Below are 24954 nucleotides of genomic sequence, written 5' to 3'. Positions count from 1 at the left end.
CGTTATCTGGAAGTCGTTTCAGGGCCGCTTCCCGGCCCCATAATTATTCTTCATCAAACCGCCAACTCTACCACAGTCGCACCCTGCTGGGGGCAACTGTGGTGCGTCAGCCTTAATCAAATACCACTGTCTTGTTTTCGTGGGTGATCACGCGATCCTCAATATGAGAGCGCAACCCCCTTGCAAGCACATTTTTCTCGACATCTTTACCCAGGCGCACCATATCTTCGATGGTGTCACTGTGATTAATGCGGATAACGTCCTGCTCAATAATTGGCCCTTCATCAAGATCCTGAGTCACGTAGTGGCAGGTAGCGCCGATCAGCTTCACGCCACGGCTGTACGCCTGGTGGTAGGGCCGCGCCCCGGCAAAGGAGGGCAGAAAGCTGTGATGAATATTGATCACTTTGCCTGAGTACTTGGCACAAAGCTCGGCGGGCAAAATCTGCATATAGCGCGCAAGCACCACCACATCGGCTTCATAGCCCTCGAAAAGCTCGTCGATCTGGGCAAACGCCTCTTCACGGTTGGCCTTGCTCACCGGAATATGGTGGTATGGGATACCGTGCCACTCCACCATGCTGCGCAAGTCATCGTGATTGGAAATAACCGCGACAATATCAGCGTTGATTTCGTTGCTGTGCCAGCGGTACAGGAGATCGGCCACGCAGTGGGACTCCTTGCTGCACATCAGGACCACTTTTTTTGGCTGGGCAGAATCGGCGATATGCCAATTCATATTGAATTCCCGGGCAATCGGCGCAAATGCAGCACGGAATTGCTCAAGACCAAACGGGATAGACTCAGCTTTGATCTCGTGACGCATGAAAAACCAACCACTATGAGTATCGGAGTGGTGGCTTGCTTCGGTTATCCAACCATTATAAGTAGATAGAAAATTACTCACCTTGGCGACAATTCCAACCCCATCCGGGCAGGAAATCACAAGACGGTAGGTATGCTCCATGAAAGCCTTTCCTTAACTGACAAACGGGAAAGCAGATGCGTCGAAAACTCTTGCCGGAAACGGCAGTCCGAACAGGAACCTGAATAGAAACCAAGGTTAGTCGGTACGCACCCTATAAAATGACGGGCTATTATAGCCTATCTGAACATCAGAAACGAGGAATCGAGACATGGACAGAGGCCCGCACCAGCAAATTCGAAAAGCCCAACTCACTGCACCCTCAGGCAGGCTACGCGCACTCGCCCTGATGGCGAGCATCACAGTATACCTTGCAACTCTGGCAACCCCGGTTTTCAGCCAGGCCATTCTGGAGGGTGAACGCTTTTATCCCGCCAGCGCCACTAACGGCATGGTGGCAACCAGTCATACCCTGGCCACAGAGGTAGCTCTGGAAGTGCTGAAAAACGGTGGCAATGCAGTGGATGCCGCTGTAACCGCCGGATTCGCGCTTGCCGTCACCCAACCAAGGTCCGGGAACATCGGCGGCGGCGGCTTTATGCTGATCTCCAAAGGCGACGGCTCTGAACCGGAAGCCATAGATTATCGGGAAAAAGCACCCTCCGGCGCGACTGAAACCATGTATCAGGATGAATCCGGAGAAGTAGTCAAGGATCGCAGCCGGTTTACCCATCTGGCCGCGGGCGTCCCAGGCACCGTTGCTGGCTTTGCTTTGGCACTGGAGCGCCACGGTACTATCTCCTTGAAACAGGCATTGGCCCCGGCCATCAAACTTGCCCGTGATGGTTTTATTATTCCGAAGCGATTCAGCGAAGGCCTTGAGCAAGCGCGCGAGCGACTTCAGCGTTGGCCCGCAACCCAGGCAACCTTTTACAAAGAAGACGGTTCTGCCTGGCAAGCCGGCGAGCGTTTTCGCCAGCCGGAACTGGCAGACACCCTGCAGCGCATTGCAGACGAGGGCGTTAAAGGTTTTTACGAAGGTGAAACTGCAAAGCTGATTGTTGAAGAAATGGAAAGGCACGGCGGCCTCATTACCCGACAGGATCTTGAAAACTATCAGCCAGCTGTACGCACCCCTGTGCATGGGAATTATCGGGGCTACGATATCTTTTCCATGTCACCGCCCTCTTCTGGCGGCGCTCACATCGTACAGATACTGAACATTCTTGAAGGCTTTCCTATCCCGGATCTGGGTCACAACTCAGCAGATACCATTCACTACATGGCCGAAGCCATGAAGCTTGCCTATGCCGACCGCTCAGAGTATTTGGGCGATACGGATTACGTAGACGTACCACTGAAAGGGCTGACCAGCAAAGCTTACGCGGAAGAACTAAGGCAAGGCATCAAACCAGACAAGGCACGCCCTGCCCAAGACGTTCGCTACGGCCAGCCAACCAGCTACGAAAGCCCTGAAACCACGCATTTTTCGGTTGTCGACAAGTGGGGCAATGCGGTTTCGAACACCTACACCATTAACTTCAGCTATGGCTCAGGCATTACCGTGCAAGGTGCCGGCTTTTTGCTTAATAATGAAATGGACGACTTCAGCGCCAAGCCAGGCGTGCCCAATGCCTACGGCCTGATTGGCGGCGCAGCGAACAAAGTGGAGCCTGGTAAGCGCATGCTCAGCTCCATGTCGCCCACCATCGTTCGCAAAGGCGACCGCAACTTTCTGGTCACCGGCAGCCCCGGCGGTTCACGCATTATCACTACAACCCTGCAGGTGCTCATGAACGTGATTGACCACGGCATGAATATACAAACCGCCGTCAACGCGCCACGCATCCATCACCAGTGGTTACCGGATGAAATTCGCATTGAACAAGGTATCAGCAAGGACACGATACGCCTGTTGGAAAGCCGGGGCCACAAGGTGGTCACCAACTCAGCCATGGGGGCCATTCAGAGTATTATGATTGGAGAAGATGGCACACTGTATGGCGGTGCAGACCCGAGGCGCAGCACGTCCTCCGCTATGGGTTACTGACGCTTTGCGCACCGAACAAACGACTAGTGAATATGAACATCGGAGGCTTTTATGTTTCTGTCTGTACAACTTAGCTGCTACCCACTTACCGACGACTACAAGCAGCCTATCTGGGACCTGATTGCCCGGCTGGAAGAAACCGGCCTGCAGGTGGTCGCCGGCCGCATGAGCACAGAAATCTTTGGGGAGTACGATGAAGTGATGAAAGTACTCTCCGATACCATGAAGTGGTCATTTGAGACGTATGGAAAGTCTGTTTTCGTGGCAAAAATTATGGAAGGAGACCGGAGGCCGAAATAATTCAGCCCCCTGCGACCAACATATCGCTGAACAACGCCAGGCAAAATCCGAGTACCGCACCAAGCGGTGGCCCCCAGTGCCTGTCCAATCGGGACTGGGGCGCTATATCCTGGAAGATCAGGTATAGAATCCCACCGGACGCCACCAGCATGATGGCTCCCAGAACCACGGGCTGTTCAGAAAGGAAGAAGTACCCAAGAAGCCCTGCGGCCGGCCCGGCCATTGCCAGGCTGGACATGACAGCCAGAGTTTTCTTCGGTGTGTAGCCCGGCTTATCCAGAAACTCCCGGTAGGCATTAAAGCCTTCAGGCAGGTTTTGCATGGCAATCAGTACAGCCATCAAGGGTGCCAGGCCTGGGTTCACTATAATCAGCCCACCCAGAGCGGCGGCTTCCGGCACAAAGTCCAGCATCACACCCATCAACTGGGGCGATTCCCGGTGATGTACCCCAAGCATCCGTTCGATCCAGAAAAACAGCAGGCCGCCGGCAATGATGGCGGGGATAGCCCAAAAGGAATCGCCAATGCTCGACTGCCCCTCCGGGATTAACACAATGGTTACCGCGCCAAGCAGAATACCCCCGCCCAGCGCGATCAGGAAGTGCCGAAACTCCTGTTCCAGCCACTTGGGACCAATGCGCTCAACGCTTGCCAGTAATCCGCCAAGAGGAATACAGATACCGGCAAGTGCCGTTAAGCCAACAATGTAAGCAATGTCAGAAATCATCAAACTGCCTGGCTTAATTAACGCTTCAGGAATTAAGAGCCCTCAGCCCTCAGAGCCTTCAGAACTCTCACCAATCTTGTCCTGGGTTTTGTGCTCAAAGTCACTGGCGTCATGGCGCTCGTGCAACTGGGTTTCTGGTTCACCCCAGGCGCGGTTGACCATTCGCCCGCGCTGCACGGCCGGCCGTTTTTTAAGCTCCAGAGCCCAGCGCATCACATTGGTGTAGGTGTGTGCCTCAAGAAACTCTGCGGCATCGTACACAGCGTTAGTTACCAGTGCGCCATACCAAGGCCAGATGGCCATATCGGCAATGGTGTATTCGTCACCCGCAACATAGCGATTATTGGCCAACTGGCGATCCAGCACATCCAGCTGCCGCTTCACTTCCATGGTGTAGCGGTTAATAGGGTATTCGTACTTCTCTGGCGCATAAGCATAGAAGTGTCCGAAACCACCACCCACAAACGCGGCACTGCCCATTTGCCAGAACAGCCAGTTAAGTGTCTCGGTACGAGCAGTGATATCCGACGGCAGAAACTTATCAAACTTCTCAGCCAGATAAAGCAGTATGGAACCAGACTCAAACACACGAACAGCAGGGTCCTGCGAGTGATCCATCAACGCGGGAATCTTGGAGTTGGGATTCACATCCACAAACCCGCTACCGAACTGCTCACCTTCATTAATGCGAACCAACCAGGCATCGTATTCCGCCTCGCTGATGCCCAGCTCCAGCAGCTCTTCCAGCATTATTGTGACTTTTACACCGTTTGGTGTCGCCAGTGAATAGAGCTGAAAAGGATGCTTGCCAATCGGCAGATCCTTCTCGTGAGTAGGGCCTGCAATAGGGCGGTTAATATTTGCAAATGCACCACCGCTGGCAGATTCCCACTTCCAGACTTTAGGGGGAACATAACTGGGATCGCTCATTATATCGGACTCCTTAAATGCTGTTTGTTTACTACGGATCTATGGGGATACCAGAGTTTCAAATCGGCCCTGCTGTAATCTTGGATAATGCCTCGTTTACATCAAAGATCTTGGCGTAAACCTTTTCAACACCTAGCTCCTTGAGCCTTGCTGTGTGTTTCTCAAGATAGGCTTGCGCAGTCTCTTCCGTTTTAAAAAGATAAATACCGCCCGCATCTTTTTCAGACTCATTTTCCGTCCAGATTTTCCAGATAAAACCGGGCTCTTCCGTGATGGAAACGGCGAGATCTCTTAGCGCCTCAGCCATTTCTGAACCAAACGGACCCGTGAAAGGAAAATCGATCTGTAATAGTTTTGCCACCTGGTAGCACTCCTGTTTTCGGCAGATACTGCCATAATGCTTGATAGGGGGTGGAATGTGCCGCCAACCCGGCCGGGACATGCCACTATGGAGAAAGCCACTCCAACAACACTACTCCAACTAAAAAGGAGCCTGACGTATGCCAATGATAGGCTGGATTTTTATACTCGCCGCCTTGGGTCTGATTCTGGGCAGTTTATTCATGCTTCGGGACTCAGCCAGCAAGATGAACATCCCCAAAGACAAGCTGGAAAACGTCCGCAAACGCAAGGCAGAACTTGAAGCCGAGGAAAAAAAAGACGATCAGTGGTAAGCCGAGTCTGTTCTCGCTGCCATGATAAAATCATTCTTGTGCAACCCACCGATTGAGTGGGTCCACCAGCTTATGGTCGCCTTCCCATATTCCAGCAAAATGGCCGGATGATGATTTTCTTCCTCAGCCCGCTCCCCTACCGTGTTGGTAAACGCCAGGGCCTGAGCAAAATTCCTGAATTTAAATACCCGGCGTAATTGTTCTTCGCCATCAACACTGAGAATGTCCCACTCCTGAACGTCTTTGTGAAATGCGCGCTTCTCTTCATCGGTTACCTTGGGGGCGTTCGCATTACACGCCTCACAAAGCTGTTCAGCCAGTCCACTCATGCACAACCTCCGAGCTGATATCCGAATTTTCTACCGCTATAGATAGTACAAGATGGGCCCGGTCACTCATTTTATCAACCGGTGTCTTGAAATCGGGCTCTCTTCGGAATACTGTATATTTAAACAGTGTCCCGAGAATACATTATGAGCGAGCTTCTTCACACGCTAATACAGGATGCCCGTGTCTGGCAGGGGCACAAGCACAATAAAACCACTCAACCGGCAGAACCGACCGGTTATCAGGCCTTGGACAATCAACTTGGTGGACTTGGTTGGCCCCGAGGCGCCTTGAGCGAGTGCCTTATGGATGCGCCTGGTATCGGTGAGCTGACCCTGTTAGTGCCACTAATGCAGAGACTCTCGCAAGATGGCAAAACGGTGTTCTGGCTGAATCCGCCATACACACCCTATGCTCCGGCACTGGCGCGAGAATGCATCAACCTGGATCAGGTCATCATGATTCACACCGATGATAAAGACGATTTTCTCTGGACTCTGGAAAACTGTCTACGTTCCCCGGTTACCGGCCTGGTTATCGCTTGGCCCGGCAAACTGGCTGCTCGGGAAGTCCGGCGTTTGCAGTTGGCGGCTGAAGCTGGAAGCAATGTTTGCGTGCTTTTTCGTGAGCGCCACTACGTGAAACAAAACTCCCCGGCTGCCTTGCGCCTTGAGCTGGAGCCTGACCATCAGCAGGGCCTGAAAGTGAATATGGTAAAACGCCGCGGCAGCTGGCCGGGCCAACGCTGCTCGCTTGCCATAGCTCATCGGGCAAGCCTGTCTCACCATGAAGCGCCCCGCGTGGTTCAAGGCCCATGGCCTGAGGCAGCACGGTAACTTCTATGCTTTGGCTGCATTTGCACTTCCCTCACCTGCTGCTGGATCACATTCGCCGCTCCGGTGAAAACGTCGCGGCGCTGGTGATTGTGGAGGGTTCCGGACAGAAGGTAATACAGGCCTGCCCTGCCGCCCGGGATCTGGGCGTGAAAGCTGGCATGCGGCTAAAAACGGCCGTCAGCCTTGTGCCGGATCTGGGGATAGTAAGAGCAGACCAACCACAAGAAGCCCGCATTCTGGAAGACCAGGCTCTCTGGATGTATCGCTATGCAGCTCATATTGTGCTGGTTCCGCCTAACGGTTTGTTGGCTGAAATCGGTAGTCTGCAGCGATTGTACGGTGGCCTTCCGGCAGCTTGGAGAACAATAGAAGAAGTACTGCACGAACGTCAGCTTACAGCCTGGATGGGCATAGGCCACACACCCTTGGCAGCAGGGCTTATTGCACGCAATAGCATGGGTGAATGCACATCTGACACAGCCCAGATACTCCAGACTCTAGGCAGACTGCCACTGCAAGCTGCGGAGTTTGATGCGCGCACCAGCACACGCTTAAAACGGCTCGGCTTGAGCACTCTTGGTGAAGTCTTCGGTTTACCCCCGGCAGAAATGGCACGGCGACTATCCCCGGAAACTTTGGCGACTATCCAGAAAATCCAGGGCTCCAGAGCGGATCCTCAGGCCCCTTGGCAACCGCCACATCATTTCCGGCAACAAGCAGACTTTGTACAGGATATAGAGCACTCACAAGGGCTGTTTTTTCCATTGCACCGCATGCTCTCTGAACTGGAAAATGATCTGTGTTGGCGCCAGCAGGATACTGATTGTTTATTGTTAGTGCTCCAGCATCGGCACGGGGAACCCACGTGCCTTCGCATTCGCACTTCCGGCCCGGAACACCGCGCGGAGGCATTTTTGAGCCTCATCAGCCTGCGATTTGAACAGCAGCCGCTTAAAGCTCCGGTCGCGTCATTGCGCCTGACGGTTAAGCGGTTTCTTGGGCGGGAGGTGCCCGGAGGACAGGATTTGCTAGGCGAAAACCAGGATTTGAACGAAGCCTGGCACACCCTGATGAGCCGCCTGCAGGCAAGGCTTGGGGATAACGCACTGAAACAGCTAGCGCCCAAGGATGACCACCGGCCCGAGCGGGCTTGGAGTACCTCAGATGTGCGCCGATCAAACCGTGCAACGATAACAACAGCATGCCAACTGCCCCGCCGCCCTCTGTGGCTCCTGCAAGGCCCTCAGCCGCTCACAGAAAGTCCCAAAGCCTGGTTTACCGGCCCGGAACGGATCAGCGGGGGTTGGTGGGACGGCCAGCGAGTACACCGGGATTATTACATAGCCCAACTGAACAGCGGACAACTGGCCTGGGTATTCCGGGATATGCGGGAAGGCTGGTTTATACACGGGTGGTTTGGCTGATGGGCGAATCTTCCTACGCTGAACTCTTCTGCTTCAGTAACTTCACTTTTTTGACTGGAGCCTCTCACCCCCATGAACTTGCAGAGCGCGCCGCAGAGCTTGGGTATACAGCACTGGCCATCACCGATGCCTGCTCGGTTGCGGGCATCCCCCGCGCCTGGGCAGCACTGAAAGAAAGCCCGGTAAAATTGATTACCGGGAGCTGGTTTGAGCTGGCTGACAGCCCACCCGGTGCCAGCACGTCTCGGTTTATTCTTTTGGCGCGCACTCGCAAAGGCTATGGGCAGCTCTGCCAGTTTATAACCATCGGTCGGCGCCGGGCTGAAAAAGGGCAATACCGGATTTTCCATAGCGACGTGGAAACACATGCTCTGGATGACTGCCTGTGCCTGTGGTTGCCGCCCTCAACTATCGAAGCTAATGCGGATCAAGCTCTGGCCTGCGGCGAATGGTTAACCCGGTTATTCGAACACCGCCTCTGGATTGCCGCCGCCCGCACCCTGGAATCCGGTGAAGAGCAGCAACTGGCCAGAGCCCGCTGGCTTAGTAACCACTTGCGCTGCCCGATTACGGCCATTGGCGAAGTTCACATGCACAACCGGCAACGCCAACCTTTGCAAGATGTCCTCACTGCCCTGCGCAACCACACCAGCCTGGAAAGCGCCGGTCACAGTCTATTCCAGAACGGTGAACGCTACCTCCGCCCGTTACCGGTCCTGCAACGGTTGTTTCCGGAAGCCTGGCTGAAAGAATCTGTACGCATTGCTCAACAGTGCACCTTTGAGCCCGGCAGCTTGCGTTACGAATATCCCCCAGACCTGGTGCCAAAGGGAGAAACCCCGGCTGTTTATCTGAAACGCCTAACTCAGGAAGGTGAGCGACGACGCTACCCGGCAGGCACGCCACTGTCTGTTCAGGCCCTGATCCGCAAAGAACTGGGGCTGATTTCAGAGATGAAGTATGAACACTACTTCCTCACCATTCACGACATAGTAGCCTTCGCCCGCAGCCGCGACATTCTATGCCAGGGCCGTGGCTCCGCCGCAAACTCCGCCGTGTGCTATTGCCTGGGCATTACCGAAGTAAACCCGGCACAGGTGGATTTGCTGTTTGAACGCTTCATCTCCAAAGACAGAAACGAGCCGCCGGATATCGACGTGGACTTTGAACACGAACGCCGGGAAGAAGTGATTCAGTACATCTACCGACGCTATAGCCGAGAGCGGGCGGCATTGGCAGCTACAGTTATCCGCTATCGTCCAAAGAGCGCTATTCGCGACGTTGGCAAAGCTCTGGGGTTTGATCCGGCACTGGTGGAACAACTACTGGAAGGCATCGACTGGCGCGACAAAGCCACCAACTGGCGCCAACAGATTCTCGACAAGCGCCTGACCCGCAACCCGAAAGTGGCAGACCAGTTCTTTGCTCTGGTGAACACCCTGCTCGGCTTCCCCCGCCACCTGTCCCAGCACGTGGGTGGCTTTGTAATCAGCTCCGGCCCCCTGTCCGAACTGGTGCCAGTGGAAAATGCCGCCATGGCAGACCGAACCGTTATCCAGTGGGACAAAGACGACCTGGAAAGCCTGGGCCTGATGAAAGTTGACGTGCTCGCACTGGGCATGCTCACAGCCATCCGCAAAGCACTGGAATTGATCAGCCAACAGAAAGGCCGGCCCTTTTACATGCAGGACATTCCCCAGGAAGACCGGGCCACCTACAACATGCTGCAAAAAGGCGACAGCATTGGCGTATTCCAGGTGGAATCCCGCGCCCAGATCAACATGCTGCCCAGACTGAAGCCTGAAACCTATTACGATCTGGTGATTGAAGTTGCCATCGTCCGCCCTGGTCCCATTCAAGGCGACATGGTGCACCCATACCTGCGCCGCAAGCATGGGCTGGAGCCGGTGGACTACCCCAACGACGCCATCCGTGGCGTGCTGGAGCGCACTTTAGGCGTGCCCATTTTTCAGGAACAAGTCATCAAACTGGCTATGGTGGCCGCCGGATTCACAGCCGGCGAAGCCGACCAACTCCGCCGCGCCATGGCTGCCTGGAAATCCCATGGCGACATGACGCCGTTCCGGGAAAAGCTCATCAACGGTATGCTTTCACGGGGCCACGATGCCGACTTTGCCGAACGCCTCTACCTGCAAATCTGCGGGTTCGGTGGTTATGGCTTCCCGGAATCCCATTCAGCCAGTTTCGCCTTGCTCGTTTACGTTTCTGCATGGATAAAATGCCACTACCCTGCTGCATTCTACTGCGCCTTGCTCAACAGTCAGCCCATGGGATTCTATTCCCCATCGCAACTGTTGCAGGACGCCAAACGCCACAACGTAGTGGCACTACCTCTCGACATCAACAACAGCCAGTGGAATCACTCTCTGGAAGGCCCAGACCTGCAACTACGCCTGGGCCTGAGAATCATCCAGGGATTCTCAAGCAGTGCCGCCGAGCGCCTATATCAAAATCGCCCCGAAACTGGCTACCGGTCTTCCACAGAGCTACGCCGCTTGGCAAGCCTCAACCAACGAGACATGGAACTCCTTGCCGGCGCCAACGCCATGCCCGCGTTCGCTGCTAACCGACATCAAGCCTACTGGCAACTGCTGGGCCACGAAAAACCCTCTGAGCTCTTCGCTGCCGCCGAAGACGACGAACACTACGAGCTGGAAACCTGCAACCAATTGCCGGAACCCACCGAAGGCCAGAACGTCCTCGCCGACTACGCCAGTCAGGGCCTAACCCTCCAACGCCACCCACTGGCCTTGCTCCGGGAACAAGGCCACCTACAGTTCTGCCTCAGCGCTGAACAACTAAAAACCACCAAAGCCGGCATCCCCGTACAGGTAGCCGGCCTGGTAACCGGCCGCCAGCGCCCCGGCTCCGCCTCCGGCGTTACCTTCGTAACCCTGGAAGACGAAACCGGCAACGTTAACGTAGTCGTCTGGCTGGAAACCGCCCGCCGCCAACGCAAGCCGTTACTCACTGCCCGGTTGTTGCACGTAAAAGGCATTCTGGAAAGAGAGGGAGAGATTGTTCACGTTATGGCGGGGAAGCTCTCAGACCTGAGTCATCTGATTCAGTCACTTCCGATTAGCTCGCGAGATTTTCATTAAGTATTCTCCCGAACTCCCTGGGCGACACCTCCTAAGCTCATAGAGCCAAAGCGGCTTTTGCTAACGTTCCGTTACGTTTATCACGTCAAGTGATCAACTTGCCCGCCGATAACACCATATATACTGCAACCAAATGTAACACCCCGCACAACACCGATTGATGATTAAAGCCAAGAAGGTTATTTGAGGTATGAAAAAGCTACCGCTTAAGATCAAGCTATACGCACTGGTTATCAGCTTGTTGCTCGTAATGGGCGTCAGCATGATGGTGACAGCGCAATTGTCGCTTAGCCAGATGGAAGATCGCCTGGCTGAGGACACCGGCACACTGGTGCAGGGTATTGTCATGGATCGTTTGCTTGCAACGGCAGGCGAGTATGGCGAGCAAGTAAGCGGTGAGTTCAACGCTGCATTCAAAGTTCCGGGTATCGTACGCAACATTATTCAAGAAAACATAGCGGCCGATAATTCTGCGCGGATCAGCCGTAGCGCCCTATCAGACGCTGTCCGTGCAGTGCTGATCCCAGAGCAAAACCTCAGTACTATTTACGCCCAATTTGAACCCAATGCTTACGATGGCCAGGACCGATACTTCACCGGGAACGTTGAAGAACACAGCACTCCCACCGGCACACTGGAGATTTATTATTTCCGTGACCGTAATGGTGATGTCCAGTTTGAGCAAGTGGATGATCCCGAAGAAAAATACGATGACACACTGAACGAATTTGGTGCCCGCGAGGCCGAGTGGTATTTCTGCCCGATGGAAACCAAAGGTTCCTGCATCATGGAACCGTACAACTATGAGATTGAAGACGGCTACAGCAAGCTGGTGACTACGCTCGTAGTGCCGATCATGGCCGACCGTAACTTTGCGGGCGTTGTCGGTGTCGATATCAACCTTGATACCCTGCAAGACACTGTTAAATCAGTCAGCGGGCAGCTCTATAACGGGCAATCACGTGTCACTTTACTGAGCGAGAAAGGCTTGATCGTAGCGAGCAGCCACTACGGTGACGCCTTGGCGCGGCCGCTGGCAGAGGCCATGCCCGAGCGGGCCAGCGAAATGGCAGCACTGCATCGCGATGGTGGCCGCTATGATGACGGTGAGACGCTCGCGGTATCCTACCCGGTTCGGATAGCAGACGCCGGCCGGGAATGGTCGCTGCTGATTGAACTTCCCCGTGCTGCGGCACTTGCGCAGCTTGATGAAATAACCACGCTGCTTTCAAATGAGGTTTCAGCAACGGCACAACGTCAGTTGCTGGTGGGCATTGTTGTATCCGTTTTTTCGGTATTAATGCTGATCGTGATGGTTCGTTCTGTCATTCGGCCGCTGGATGAAATTCGCGACCGAATGAACAGCCTCAGCAACGCTGAAGGCGATCTGACCCGAGAGCTGGATATTGATACCCATTCCGAACTGATTGAACTTGCCGGTGGTTTCAATACGTTCCTGGCACGCCTGCGCGAGATGATTGACGACCTGAAAGCGGTGAACGTTCGCGTACATGAGCAAGCCACGGATGTCGGCACCATTGCCCGGGATACTGAGGAAAACACAACACGGCAGCACCATGAGGTAGACAGCGTAGTCACGGCAATGAATGAAATGTCAGCGGCCGCTGGTGAAGTGGCTGGCTTTGCCAGTGAGTCTGCCGAGAATGCTCGCCAGGCACAGAATGGTATTCGTTTTACACAGGAAACCCTGGGTTCTGCTGTTGAGGGTGTAAGTGCTTTAGCCGATGATATGGGCGAGGCTAGCAAAGCGATTGGCCATGTCGCCAGTCGCAGTGAAGAGATCAACCGCATTCTGGAGGTCATTCGAGGCATTGCCGAGCAAACCAACCTGCTGGCACTGAACGCCGCTATTGAAGCCGCCCGAGCAGGAGAGCAGGGCCGCGGGTTTGCGGTGGTAGCCGATGAGGTGCGCACACTGGCATCGCGTACGCGGCAATCAACCGATGAAATCAGTCAAATGATCGATGGCCTGCAGCAAGAAGTGCACCAAACCGTAGCGGTCATCAATACCGGTGTTGAGCGGGCAACCATGGCCGTTGAAGGCACCCGTGAAGCCGATCACTCGCTAGCATCTGTGGTAACGCGCATAGGCACCATTGTTGAACACGTCACTCAGGTAGCCACAGCTGCAGAAGAGCAAAGCTCTGTTAGTGAAGAAATAAACCGAAATCTGACCGCTATTGGTGATGCCGCAAGTGATCTGCGCGAGCTTGCCCAGCGGGTGCGTGGTAGCGGTGAATCACTCGATAAAGAGGTTGAAATACTGGATACCGAGCTAGGCCGATTGAAAACCTGAGCCTGAAAAGCAGAAAACCCCACCGAGCTAACGCAAGGCGGGGTTTTCAGAACTACAAGGGCAACAATCAGCTAAGTAGCTTGATCATCACACCCGCAGCAACAGCCGAGCCGATAACACCAGCAACGTTCGGCCCCATAGCGTGCATCAGCAGGAAGTTCTGCGGATTCGCCTCAAGACCAACCTTGTTAGAAACCCGCGCTGCCATCGGCACCGCAGATACACCGGCAGAACCAATCAACGGGTTGATCGGATCCTTACTGAACTTGTTCATCAGCTTGGCCATGAGAACACCACACGCTGTGCCCACGCCAAACGCTACGATACCCAGCCCCAGAATACCCAGAGTCTGGCCATCCAGGAACTTGTCCGCCATCAGCTTGGAACCAACAGACAAACCCAGGAAAATCGTAGTGATGTTGATCAGAGCATTCTGGGCAGTGTCGCTCAAACGCTCCACCACACCACACTCACGCATCAGGTTACCAAAGCAGAACATACCCAGCAGGGGCGCAGCATCTGGCAGGAATAGAACCACAGCGATCAGAACAACCAGCGGGAAAACGATCTTTTCACGCTTGCTGACAGGGCGTAGCTGGGACATCTTGATAGCCCGCTCTTTCTCTGTAGTCAGCGCTTTCATGATCGGCGGCTGAATCATCGGCACCATAGCCATGTAGGCGTATGCGGATACCGCAATTGCACCCAACAGATGCGGAGCCAGAACACTGGAAACGTAGATGGACGTCGGGCCATCAGCACCACCAATGATACCGATAGCAGCGGCTTCCAGAATCGTGAACTCCAGAATGCCAAGCCAATCCAGCAGTGCTGCACCCAAAACTGTTCCGAAGATACCGAACTGGGCAGCAGCACCCAGCAGCATGGTTTTCGGGTTGGCCAGCAACGGACCGAAATCCGTCATTGCACCAACACCCATGAAAATCACCAGGGGCCCGATGGTGCTGCCGATAACCACAGAATAGAAGTTATACAGCATGCCATTACCATAACCGGCATCCTGAGCGACCGTGTTAGCTGCTGCCATTTCGGAATAGCTAGCTTCTTTTACGGCCACCTTGAAGGCTTCTTTCAGCTCGGGCGTAATTGCTTGCCCAGCCTGATAAGCCACATCCAGAGGCGCAGCAAGCGCAGCCAGCAACTCCCCTTTCCCGCCACTCATGGCAAGATGGATAGCATTTTCTGCCGCAGTCAGGGCAAGCCCTGCCTCCGGAATATTCGCCAGAATGCCACCAAAGCCGATAGGCACCAGCAGCAATGGCTCAAACCCTTTGCGAATCGCAAGGAACAGAAGAAGCAGACCAACGGCAATCATGATCACCTGGCCAAGCTCTATATTGAACAGGCCACTACCTGTCCATAACGTCATTAACTTATCCATGGAATGCTGGCCCTTTATGCGATTGTCAGCATTTCATCATCAGGGGAGACGGCATCACCGACCTTGATGAAGACTTCGCCGACAGTGCCGGCCTTTGGTGCACGAATCTCGGTTTCCATTTTCATGGCCTCGAGAATAATCAGCACATCGCCTTCTTCAACGGCTTCGCCTGGTGACACCAGTACCTTGAAGATGTTGCCACCCAGAGGTGCGATAACAGGCTCGCCTTCACCGGCAGCCGGGGCTGGCGCGGCAGACGCAGCTGGCGCAGATGCAGCACCACCCTCGCCCTGAATCTGGGAGATTTCGCCGCCTTCAGACACTGCAACCACGAACTTCTTACCGTTAACATCAACAGTATAAGTTTCAGGGCCGCTGGCCTTCTTGGCCGGAAGCGCGTCTTCAGCCGTAGGCACTGGCTCAAAGGCATCCGGATTGTTGCGGTTTTCAAGGAACTTGAGACCAATCTGCGGGAACAGAGCATAGGTCAGAACATCATCAACGGTGTTGTCCGCCAGCTTGATGCCTTTCTCGTCTGCCAGCTTTTTCAGCTCGTCGGTCAGCTTGTCCATTTCCGGCTCAATATTGTCAGCCGGGCGACAGGTAATAGCTTCTTTACCTTCCAGAACCCTTTCCTGCAGTTCTTTGTTGAAAGGCGCAGGCGCGGAGCCGTACTCGCCCTTCAGGATGGCCGCGGTTTCCTTGGAGATAGACTTATAACGCTCGCCCGTCAGAACGTTAAGTACAGCCTGAGTACCAACAATCTGAGATGTCGGAGTTACCAGCGGGATGAAGCCCAAGTCTTCACGAACCTTGGGGATTTCAGCCAGTACTTCGTCAAATCGATGCGCAGCATTCTGCTCTTTGAGCTGGCCTTCCATGTTGGTCAACATACCACCCGGTACCTGAGCAATCAGGATGCGCGAATCGGTACCACGGAGGCTGCCTTCAAACTTTGAGTACTTCTTGCGAACTTCGCGGAAGTAACTGGCAATTTCTTCCAGCAACACAAGGTCCAGACCAGTGTCACGCTCGGTGCCTTCAAGAATGGCGACAACCGCCTCAGTGGGCGAGTGGCCGTAGGTCATACTCATTGACGAGATGGCCGTATCCACGTTATCGATTCCGGCTTCCGCTGCCTTGATGGCTGTGGCGGTAGACATGCCAGTGGTCGCGTGGCACTGCATGTGAATTGGGATATCGAGTTCTTTCTTCAGGCGGCTGACCAGATCAAAAGCCACGTAGGGCTTGAGAATACCGGCCATGTCCTTGATCGCAATGGAATCTGCGCCCATGTCGGCAACTTCTTTCGCCAACTCTACCCACATCTCGATGGTGTGCACCGGGCTGGTGGTATAAGAGATGGTGCCTTGTGCGTGCTTGCCGGTTTTCTTCACGGCCTTGATGGCGGTCGCCAGGTTACGGGGATCGTTCATCGCATCGAAAATACGGAACACATCAATGCCGTTTTCTGCGGCACGATCAACAAACCGCTCTACCACGTCATCCGCATAATGCCGATAACCCAGAAGGTTCTGGCCACGAAGCAGCATCTGCTGAGGCGTGTTGGGCATTACTTTTTTCAGTTCGCGAATGCGCTCCCAAGGATCTTCGCCCAGGTAACGGATGCAGGAGTCGAAGGTAGCTCCACCCCAGGATTCCAAAGACCAGAAACCGACTTTGTCGAGTTTCTCGGCAATGGGCAGCATGTCGTCAAGCCGCATACGGGTGGCAAGCAGGGACTGGTGGGCGTCGCGGAGTATAACGTCCGTAATCCCCAGCGGTTTCTTTGTATCAGTCATCGTGTCAGCCTTCTGTTTAAAGGTTCTATCTAATCGGTTACCGGCTCACTTACTTGTGGCGCGACCGGAATTTGGCAATCGCCTGTTTAATCGCCTCTGCTGTATCAGGATCAACTGAAACAGGTGCCTTGGGCTTGGCACGGGGCTTTTTGGCCGGGGTTACCGGCTCGGGCGGTGCAAACCGGATAAGCAGTTTGGACATAAGCAGGGTCGCGAACACCAGAATAATCAGGAACACGAACACAAAGCCCATACCCGCAACCATCAGATCGACGGCTTGTGACATCAGGTCATCCATATTGAATAGCTACCTGTGATTCATTTGTGTGTTTTCCCAGGGAACCGGAGCACCGATGGCCGGAGCCTTTAGGTGCGCCGGAATAAACCCGGAGGCAAAATCCTGCGTAATTTACCGGTTTCGGGCGCAGTGAGCAACCAAATCAAAAAAGGCTATACGAACTTTCCGAGCGCTTCGCCACGACCTCAAAGCGCAAGAAAAGCCCGCGACGACACACTCTCAGACCAGCCTGACCCTTAGCTTGCGACCCTTTATTTTTCCATCTTCAAGGCGTTTCAGGGCACGTTTGGCCTGCCCTGCCTCGACAGCGACGAAGCACTGAAACTCAAACAGATCGATTTTGCCCACGGATTTACCATCCAGGCCGGCTTCTCCGGTGAGTGCACCAAGCACATCCCCCGGGCGGAGCTTCTCCTTACGCCCGGCTGCGATACAAAGCGTTTTCATGGCAGGGGTGACTGGCTCTGCGGGTACTGAAAGCAGTATTTCGGTGTCTCCCCAGGTAACCGGGCGGCCCCGCTCACTCTCAAGACGATTGATCTTGTGCCCCTGTGCGGGGCTACACAGCGTAACCGCCAACCCTGCTTCACCTGCGCGCCCCGTGCGCCCTACCCGATGGGTGTGCACTTCCGGATCCCGTGCGGGTTCGGCGTTGATCACCAATGGCAACGCCTTGATGTCCAGACCGCGTGCTGCAACGTCGGTTGCCACCAAAACCTGACAACTCTGGTTAGCAAAACGTACCAAGACGCTATCGCGCTCGCGCTGCTCGAGATCGCCGTGCAACGCCAAAGCCGAGAACCCTTGTGCCCCCAATTCTGCTGCCAGTTCATCGCACTGTTGCTTCATGGAGCAGAACACCAGGCAAGAAGCCGGCTGATGCTCAGACAACAAGCTCACGATGGCTCGTGTGCGCTCGGGGGCGGGAATTTCATAAAACAGCTCACGAATATCGGTATTGACGCTTTGCGACTTCGCCCGCACATCAACTGGCTCACGCTGAAACCCTGCACTGAGCTTACGGATCGAATCCGGCCAGGTCGCTGAAAACATCAGCGTTTGACGTTGCTTGGGCGTGTAACTCAGTATTTCTTCCATGGCAGGTTGGAAACCCATATCGAGCATCCGGTCGGCCTCGTCCAGAACCAGGGTCGTGAGTCGCTTCAGATCCAGAGTTCCTTTGCGCAGATGGTCGGCAATTCGCCCAGGTGTACCAACAACGATATGCGCACCATGAGCCAGAGAGCCAATTTGCGGTCCAATAGACACGCCGCCACAGAGGGTCAGAATCTTTACGTTTTCCTGCGCCCGTGCCAATTCCCGCAGGGCCTTCGCTACCTGATCTGCCAGCTCACGGGTGGGACACAGCACCAACCCCTGCACCGCAAACAGTTTAGGCTTGAGACCTTCAATCAGTCCGATGCCGAAAGCCGCCGTTTTACCACTGCCGGTCTGCGCCATGGCGATCACGTCACGACCCGCCAGGCAATGAGGCAAGGCTCGCTCCTGAATGTCCGTAGGTTGTGAAAAGCCCAACTGGGCGAGATTGGCCTGCATGGCTGCAGACAGATCAAGATCTTTAAAGGAAGGCATACAAGAAAATCCCGGAATCAGCGGTTGCTGGTTAAGAAGGTAAGCACGAGGGCGTATACTAGCGCCATAGAATACCAGAATTCATGACCAATTAACGGAGTTATCCCATGGCGTCCCTGCAGGATCAGCTATTGAAAGCGGGCTTGGCCGATCAAAAAAAGGCCAAAGCTATTCGCAATGAAAAACACAAGCAGCGCAAACAGCAACCCAAAGGCGCCGTGCAGGTTAATGAGACCGAGGTTCGTGCTCGCCAGGCACGGGAGGAAAAAGCCGAGCGTGACCGTCAGCTGAATCTTAAACGTCAACAGGAAGCAGAAAAGAAGGCCGTTCAGGCCCAGATTCGCCAGTTGGTGGAGACCAATCGGCTGGACCGCAGCCGGGGTGAAACCTCATATCAATTCGTTCACGACAAAAAGATCAAAAAAATGTATGTCGACGACACCATGGCCGACCAGCTATCCCGTGGCCGCCTGGCTATCGTGTCGGTAAGTGATCAGTATGAGATTGTGGCCGAAGGTGTGGCGCGCAAGATTATCGAACGTGATGCGCAGGCAGTGGTTGTGCTCCACGACCGCAAGACAGACGATGTGGGTGACGATGATCCATACGCAGGGTATGAAATTCCCGACGACCTTATGTGGTAAGCGCCTGACGAATAGCTCGCACGGCGGCAACCGACTCGGGGTTGTCGCCGTGAACACACAGAGTATCTGCTTCCAGAGTGAGCAATTTTCCGTTAATCGTCGAGATGGTGTCCCCTTCAGCAATCGCTTTTGCCTGGCGCAGAATAATGTCCGTATCGTGATGTACGGCCCCCGCGATGCGGCGAGGAACAATGTACCCTTTTTCGTCGTATGCACGATCCGCGAAGGCTTCCAGTAATAACTCAACGCCATACTCCGCACACAACGCCTTTAATGGCTGATTATCAGCCGTTGTCATCGCCATGAGTGCAAGCTTGCCAGAGGTCTGACCAAGCGCTCCAAGAATCGCCGTGAGCACCGCTTCATCCCGCATCATGTCGTTATAGAGTGCACCGTGGGGTTTGACGTAACTGAGCTTGCCGCCCTGCGCTGTAGCCATCTGGCTCAAGGCACCTACCTGGTAAAGCACCATGGCGTGAATTTCTTCCGGGCTGCACTTCATGGAGCGGCGACCAAAGCCCTGAAGATCCGGGTAGGCAGGATGGGCACCCAGAGCCACGTTATGCTGCAGCGCCAAGCGAACGGTGTTTTGCATAACTAAAGGGTCACCGGCATGAAAGCCGCAGGCAATGTTTGCCTGGTCAATATAAGGCATAACCTGCTCATCCAGCCCCATCGTCCAGGCACCAAAACTCTCACCAATATCGCAATTCAACAACATGCTTGTATCCAGTCATCCTTAAAAAACAAACTATTGAGCCTAACAATAGCCTGAAAAAGGAACTCATGGGAGATCTTCGGGTCGTATGCCCGCCAGTTATAAAGTTATAAACAAGGAGCGATGATGCTATCGGTTAGTTTAGGCCCGCTAAGCCTGTCTTTGGGGCATGTTCTGTTGCTTGGCGCTTTCGTGCTTGCGCTGGTTGTTGGTGCGATCAGCGGGCGAAAACACGGCGTGCCTATTGCCGGAACCCTATCTGATATTTTTCTGGCCTCCATGGTTGCGGCGCGAGTCGGCTTTGTAATCCAGTACTTCGAGTACTATCAGGATAACCTGTGGGGCATCGTCGATATTCGGGATGGCGGCTTTCATATTGTCGCCGGTGTGCTCGGCGCCATTGCGCTGACTGCCTGGAAACTCTGGCGACACGCCAGTATCCGCAAACCACTATCGGTTGCTGTAGCAACCGGGATGCTAACCTGGGGTTCCATATCGCTGCTGGTCACATTGGTCGAAAGCAGCTCCAGAAGCATGCCTCAAAGTAGTTTCAGCCTGATGGACGGCACGCCGGTAACGCTTCAGGAAGCGGCAAAAGGCAAGCCCATTGTGGTCAACCTGTGGGCAACCTGGTGCCCACCCTGCATCCGGGAGATGCCTGTACTGGAACAGGCCCAACTGGAAAACCCGGACATTACCTTTGTGTTTGTAAATCAGGGTGAATACCCTGAAACCATTGCTCAGTTCATAAACCAGCACAAGCTCTCGCTGAACAATGTCCTTACTGACACCGGCGCCAGCCTTGGCCGCACAACAGGCAGCCAAGCCTTGCCAACAACCCTCTTCTACGATGCTGACGGCAAGCAGGTAAATGCCCACTTGGGCGAACTGTCGAAAGCATCCCTTGCTCACAATCTCCGAAGCTTTAGCGCGGACTGAACCTGACCTGGAGCCCCAATATGCGTTTGTTAAACTATTCTCAGAAGCGATCTCTGCTTGCAGCAGCGCTGGTCACTAGCAGCCTGCTAAGCCTTCCCGCGCTGGCACAAGAGAGACTTCCTGGCCCGGTTCAGCTTCTGGTTGACCGTGGCGTTACTATCGAGGCGACCTTTGAGGGCCCTGGAGGCATGACCGGCTATGTTGGCAGCATGCAGGGTGGCCCGGTTGCGTTTTATTTAACGCCAGACAAAGAACACGTGATCGTAGGCAACATGCTGAATAGTAGCGGCGAGAACCTGACAACTCCGAAAATACAGGAATTGGTAGTGGGACCTCAGAACGAAAAAGCCTGGGGTGAGATTGAAAAAGCCAACTGGGTGCGTGATGGCAATGCCGATGCGCCGATTATTGTCTACACCTTTACCGACCCTAACTGCCCGTTCTGTCACAGATTCCGCCAAGCCGCGGAGCCCTGGATTGATGCAGGCAAGGTGCAACTCCGGCACGTAATGGTGGGCATACTGGCACAGGACAGTCTGCCCAAGGCCGCGACAATCCTGGGCTCAAACAACCCCAGTGAAGCTCTGAAAGAAAACCAGCAAAATCATGCTCAGGGTGGCGTTACCGTGGATCGCAACATCGTCAGTGCGCATGCGAAAAAAATCAGACAGAACAACCGACTGATGTCTGACTTGGGGCTGAGTGCTACACCAAGCACCTACTACAAAGGAGCTGATGGCTCCATCCAGATGAAACAGGGTGCGCCGCGTTCCGATGAAATGGAAGCCATTATGGGTAGCCCAAAACCCTGAACAATTCAGAGATTCTGGCCCAGCATCGCTGGGCCGTTATCCTCTCAAATATCAGACCATACCCTCTACCACACGCACCCGCACCGGCAATCCCTGTCGAACAGATGCACCGCTGACGTTTTCCAGCCAGGTCGCTGTGCCGTCTTTGCGGGTGGGATCCGAGAAACCCAGATCGTTGATGTTCACACCTGCCGCGAGATAGGGATTGCCGGCACGCTCTTCACCATCAATGATGTGGCTTGCAGCACCCAGTTCGCGGTGGCCGTAGCCATGCTCAATACCGAGTGCGCCTTCGTGCACGTTATCCCCTACCAACGCCAGCGCCAGAACCTTGCCGCCGGGGCTTTCAATACTGATGGTGTCCCCGTGACGCACACCGAACTTCTCAGCATCGTTGCGATGCAAAAGCACCGGGTTGTAAGGCTTGATCATGCGCAGACGCTCAAGGCCAATGGCGTAGGAGTTCATCAGGTTCGATTTGAACGAGAAAGCCAGCAATGGCCATTCGCTCTCCGGGTAGTGGTCTCTTAACAGAGAGCCATCCCAGAACCTCGGCGCATGGTGCGTGGGTGTCCCCACCAGTCGCTTTCCACTGTAGCTGTCGATTGCCGTACCCACTGCCTCATTGTAAACGCACAAAGGGCGCTTCCAGGCATGGCCGAGCTTATCCTTGTCATAGGCCTTCTCCATGGTTTCAAAACGGCCACCACGGGAGTACAAGTGAGCCACAGGGCCAACTTCATCTCCGGCTACCGTGCTTTTGATTCGATCCAGCAATGCTTCAATACCACTGGCATGGATGTCTTCGTCATTGGCCACCGGCAAAGGCGTTCCAGCCATGGCGATATTGGCCGCCGCGCGCAGATAAAAATCCTCGGCGCGATTCAGGCCGTGCATCTGGCCACCTGCCCCCTCAATGGAATTATCACCAAAACCCGGCAACTCAAGGCGCTTACCCAGCTCAATAAAGAAATTGTCCATGCATACCGGCTCACCCGCAGCGGTTTTGGCCTGACGAGGCTCAACAACCGGCCAACAAGCAGTGGTCATTTTGGTCAGAGTGCCACTCCAGGCGCCGGTGAAGCCCCAAACCTCATACATAACCGAATCCGGCACTACGTAGTCTGCAAAACGGTTGGTTTCGTTAATGAAACCGTCTACAGCCACATACAAACCAATATTCCAGGGATCTTTCAGTTTTTCTTCCAGCAAAGAGGTCAGGCCTGCCTGGCCATACATGGGGTTAGCCATAACCCCTATCATCGCTTTGATCTTGTAGGGGTACCCTTCAAGGCCAGAAAGCAGGTGTTCAGTGAGAATGGGTGGAGCCAGCGAACGCCAGGGTGCAGCAGCCGGATAAGGAGACTCGCCCGCGGCCACACGGCGTTTGTATTCATTGGTTTTCTCATAGGGGAAACGCGAGCGCGAAAGGAACACGCCCTTGGGCCCAACTTTCCCGGGGAAGTCCTCAAGGTTATAGCGGGGGCCAGCACCAACACCGTTGAAGCTTCCGCCACCTTTGGCCACCCCACCCTTCTGGTTAAAACTACCGGCCAGCAGGTTCAGCATGTTGATGCTGTATGAGGCATAGAAGCCAGAGCCCGACATCATTCCGCCATGGGTGTCTGCTGCCGCCATACGCCCAAAGCTTGTGAAGCGCTTGGCCAGATTGCGTATAACATCAGGCTCAATGCCACAGAACTCTGCGTATTCTTCGATACTGTATCGCATGGCCTCCTGGCGCAGTTTGAACAGTGAACTACGCACCCGTACCGGGCCAGCACCGGTTTCCACAGTGCGTTCAACGAATAATTGGCCGCGCGTGGCTACTTCAGAGCTTTCAAGATCGCCCGCCATGTTCACCACGACCGGGTAATCATCATCGGCGCCGGCCTGTGCCTGGGCTATGTCACTCAGGCGCAGAAAGTAACCTGCACGGGGGTGGTTATCGTCGTCAATCACCAAGTGCGTTGCGTTGGTGTGGCCAGACTCGCCTGCTTTACTGGCGGCCATATTGCCAGGGAGTTCCAGATAATCTTTGGCATAGGCTTCGTTCACCAGCATCCAGCGAATCAATGCCATGGCAAAGGCAGTATCGGTACCCGGCAGGATAGACACCCAACGGTTACGGTCACTGGCGGAATGGGATGCAGCGGCAGTCAGTGCGGGGTCAACCAGCACATATTCCATATTGCCTGTCGTACGGGCTTGCGCCAGCAAGCGGCCCTGACGCTTGAACGGGTTACCCGCCTGGCTGGGCGCGGTTCCGATAAACAAGGCAAACTTTACGTTGGCATAATCCGGCTTCACGTGGGCATTCTTCGCCAGATCATTCATCAGCGCGCCAGAGCCCATACGGAACGCCAGACCACAATAGGCGCCATGATGCCCGTAGTTTCGGGTTCCAAAAGCATTGAATGCAAAGCGCTTAAGCAACGCCGACCGTCCGTAATCCGTTGCCTCCATCACCAGCAACTGGTTTGACTTGGGGCCGTACTCGGGATTCTCCGGATCCAGTGGTGTTTTCACATCACGGATAGAGCGCAGGCCTTCAACCTCACCTTCTCCAAACAGGTTACCGCCAGCCACAATTTCGTCCAGCAACTGCTCAAAGGGAATGCTTTCCCACTGATTGCTTCCACGAGGGCCGGTTCGTTTGAGGCACTTCAGTACTCGCTGGTCGCTGGTCAGCTGTGACATTGCCGCGTTACCACGGGCACATGCAGTCGACCGGTTAAGCTGGCCTTGATCCTGAAAGCTGCTCATACGCTGAAAGGCTTCCAGCACCGGAGTGCTTTCATCCAGATGCTCGTCAGAGGACAACGGGTGGTATGGGTTACCCGATACCCGCAGAACCTTTTCCTCGTTGTTATCGATACGAACCCGCACGCCACATTTGGTGGTACAGCCATAACAGACGGTAAAAGCGATGCGCTGATCCGGATTAAGCACTACTTCTCCGGTTTTGGGATCAACCGAGTATTCAGGTGCCAAGCTGTTGCCGTGCAGCCGATCCGCCGTAGCTACACCAGAAGTACCGTTCACCAGGCCCTTGCCCATTTTTTCCAGCGGGCCATAGTAGCCCGCCGCGAAAGTTGCGACACCGCCGGCAGCGGCTGCCCCCTTCAGGAAATTACGACGATTCTTGTCCATAATCTCGCTCCGAAAATATCT

Annotated in this window: 21 protein-coding genes; 10 read left to right on the top strand and 11 right to left on the bottom strand. The window is 54.6% G+C overall.

The genetic code is table 11. The features are described from left to right. Positions 1 to 112 precede the first annotated feature (112 nt). Complete coding sequence (purU, locus tag RG807_RS07020; protein ID WP_298446828.1) at positions 113 to 967, bottom strand: formyltetrahydrofolate deformylase; 855 nt, start codon at positions 965 to 967, stop codon at positions 113 to 115. A gap of 169 nt (positions 968 to 1136) precedes the next feature. On the opposite strand from purU, the gene ggt reads away from it, so the two are divergent. Together ggt and RG807_RS07010 are read left to right on the top strand one after the other, a co-directional pair. Further along, positions 1137 to 2915 carry a gamma-glutamyltransferase gene (ggt, locus tag RG807_RS07015; RefSeq protein ID WP_309044268.1) on the top strand — a complete coding sequence of 593 codons (1779 nt, stop codon included), beginning with the start codon at positions 1137 to 1139 and terminating at the stop codon, positions 2913 to 2915. Positions 2916 to 2966: 51 nt separating this feature from the next. Then, positions 2967 to 3215 (top strand): YkoF family thiamine/hydroxymethylpyrimidine-binding protein, encoded by a 249-nt coding sequence (locus RG807_RS07010; RefSeq protein ID WP_298446826.1) that lies wholly within the window; start codon positions 2967 to 2969, stop codon positions 3213 to 3215. Between the two features lies 1 nt (position 3216). On the opposite strand, the gene RG807_RS07005 is transcribed toward RG807_RS07010, so the two are convergent. Genes RG807_RS07005 through RG807_RS06995 form a run of 3 tightly spaced genes read right to left on the bottom strand, consistent with a single transcriptional unit; the run spans position 3217 to position 5233 of the window. After that, a complete protein-coding gene (locus RG807_RS07005; RefSeq protein WP_309044267.1) occupies positions 3217 to 3942 on the bottom strand; it encodes a ZIP family metal transporter in 726 nt (241 codons plus the stop codon). Positions 3943 to 3984: 42 nt separating this feature from the next. Further along, positions 3985 to 4872, bottom strand: coding sequence for a glutathione-dependent disulfide-bond oxidoreductase (gene yghU / locus RG807_RS07000; RefSeq protein WP_309044266.1), 888 nt, complete (start codon positions 4870 to 4872; stop codon positions 3985 to 3987). Positions 4873 to 4930: 58 nt separating this feature from the next. Beyond that, positions 4931 to 5233: a monooxygenase gene (locus tag RG807_RS06995; RefSeq protein WP_309044265.1), complete on the bottom strand. Its 303-nt coding sequence runs from the start codon at positions 5231 to 5233 to the stop codon at positions 4931 to 4933. A 139-nt stretch (positions 5234 to 5372) separates the two neighbouring features. Between RG807_RS06995 and RG807_RS06990 the strand changes: the two genes are divergently transcribed. Further along, positions 5373 to 5546, top strand: coding sequence for a DUF2897 family protein (locus RG807_RS06990; RefSeq protein ID WP_309044264.1), 174 nt, complete (start codon positions 5373 to 5375; stop codon positions 5544 to 5546). Here RG807_RS06990 and RG807_RS06985 read toward each other — a convergent pair. Further along, positions 5537 to 5875: a 4a-hydroxytetrahydrobiopterin dehydratase gene (locus RG807_RS06985; protein ID WP_309044263.1), complete on the bottom strand. Its 339-nt coding sequence runs from the start codon at positions 5873 to 5875 to the stop codon at positions 5537 to 5539. The genes RG807_RS06990 and RG807_RS06985 overlap by 10 nt on opposite strands. 144 nt (positions 5876 to 6019) lie before the next feature. Between RG807_RS06985 and imuA the strand changes: the two genes are divergently transcribed. The 4 genes from imuA (at position 6020) to RG807_RS06965 (ending at position 13572) form a co-directional block, all read left to right on the top strand. After that, positions 6020 to 6709, top strand: a complete 690-nt coding sequence (imuA, locus tag RG807_RS06980) for a translesion DNA synthesis-associated protein ImuA (protein ID WP_309044262.1) — start codon at positions 6020 to 6022, stop codon at positions 6707 to 6709. 5 nt (positions 6710 to 6714) lie between these two features. Further along, on the top strand, positions 6715 to 8133 hold the full coding sequence (locus RG807_RS06975) for a Y-family DNA polymerase (RefSeq protein WP_309044261.1): 1419 nt from the start codon (positions 6715 to 6717) through the stop codon (positions 8131 to 8133). After that, positions 8133 to 11255: an error-prone DNA polymerase gene (locus RG807_RS06970; protein ID WP_309044260.1), complete on the top strand. Its 3123-nt coding sequence runs from the start codon at positions 8133 to 8135 to the stop codon at positions 11253 to 11255. Before RG807_RS06975 ends, RG807_RS06970 begins: the two co-directional genes overlap by 1 nt. Positions 11256 to 11445: 190 nt before the next feature. Then, on the top strand, positions 11446 to 13572 hold the full coding sequence (locus tag RG807_RS06965; protein ID WP_309044259.1) for a methyl-accepting chemotaxis protein: 2127 nt from the start codon (positions 11446 to 11448) through the stop codon (positions 13570 to 13572). 67 nt (positions 13573 to 13639) lie between these two features. On the opposite strand, the gene RG807_RS06960 is transcribed toward RG807_RS06965, so the two are convergent. The 4 genes from RG807_RS06960 to dbpA all read right to left on the bottom strand — a co-directional run bounded on the left by RG807_RS06960 (position 13640) and on the right by dbpA (position 18667). Further along, the gene (locus RG807_RS06960; protein ID WP_309044258.1) at positions 13640 to 14974 is read right to left on the bottom strand and encodes a sodium ion-translocating decarboxylase subunit beta; all 1335 of its coding nucleotides are present in this window, start codon (positions 14972 to 14974) and stop codon (positions 13640 to 13642) included. 14 nt (positions 14975 to 14988) lie between these two features. Further along, positions 14989 to 16776, bottom strand: a complete 1788-nt coding sequence (oadA, locus tag RG807_RS06955; RefSeq protein WP_309044257.1) for a sodium-extruding oxaloacetate decarboxylase subunit alpha — start codon at positions 16774 to 16776, stop codon at positions 14989 to 14991. Positions 16777 to 16825: 49 nt separating this feature from the next. Further along, entirely contained in the window at positions 16826 to 17074 is a 249-nt protein-coding gene (locus tag RG807_RS06950) for an OadG family protein (RefSeq protein WP_298446814.1), read from the bottom strand. 219 nt (positions 17075 to 17293) lie between these two features. Then, positions 17294 to 18667 carry an ATP-dependent RNA helicase DbpA gene (dbpA, locus tag RG807_RS06945; protein ID WP_309044256.1) on the bottom strand — a complete coding sequence of 458 codons (1374 nt, stop codon included), beginning with the start codon at positions 18665 to 18667 and terminating at the stop codon, positions 17294 to 17296. Positions 18668 to 18774: 107 nt separating this feature from the next. On the opposite strand from dbpA, the gene RG807_RS06940 reads away from it, so the two are divergent. Continuing rightward, complete coding sequence (locus RG807_RS06940; protein ID WP_309044255.1) at positions 18775 to 19311, top strand: DUF2058 domain-containing protein; 537 nt, start codon at positions 18775 to 18777, stop codon at positions 19309 to 19311. On the opposite strand, the gene RG807_RS06935 is transcribed toward RG807_RS06940, so the two are convergent. Further along, complete coding sequence (locus RG807_RS06935; RefSeq protein WP_309044254.1) at positions 19301 to 20032, bottom strand: 5-oxoprolinase subunit PxpA; 732 nt, start codon at positions 20030 to 20032, stop codon at positions 19301 to 19303. The genes RG807_RS06940 and RG807_RS06935 overlap by 11 nt on opposite strands. Before the next feature lie 123 nt (positions 20033 to 20155). Here RG807_RS06935 and RG807_RS06930 point away from each other — a divergent pair, with 123 nt between their 5' ends. Both RG807_RS06930 and dsbG read left to right on the top strand, forming a co-directional pair. Next, the gene (locus RG807_RS06930) at positions 20156 to 20968 is read left to right on the top strand and encodes a prolipoprotein diacylglyceryl transferase family protein (RefSeq protein WP_309044253.1); all 813 of its coding nucleotides are present in this window, start codon (positions 20156 to 20158) and stop codon (positions 20966 to 20968) included. Between the two features lie 20 nt (positions 20969 to 20988). After that, positions 20989 to 21780, top strand: coding sequence for a thiol:disulfide interchange protein DsbG (dsbG, locus tag RG807_RS06925; RefSeq protein ID WP_309044252.1), 792 nt, complete (start codon positions 20989 to 20991; stop codon positions 21778 to 21780). Between the two features lie 51 nt (positions 21781 to 21831). Here the strand turns inward: dsbG and RG807_RS06920 are convergent, their stop codons facing one another. Next, positions 21832 to 24933 (bottom strand): molybdopterin dinucleotide binding domain-containing protein, encoded by a 3102-nt coding sequence (locus RG807_RS06920; protein WP_309044251.1) that lies wholly within the window; start codon positions 24931 to 24933, stop codon positions 21832 to 21834. Between the last annotated feature and the right edge of the window lie 21 nt (positions 24934 to 24954).

This window comes from Marinobacter sediminicola (assembly GCF_031157525.1).
Taxonomy (GTDB): Bacteria; Pseudomonadota; Gammaproteobacteria; order Pseudomonadales; family Oleiphilaceae; genus Marinobacter; species Marinobacter sediminicola.
Note: the sequence above shows the minus strand (reverse complement) of the source record. Positions and strands in the feature narration are given on the sequence as shown.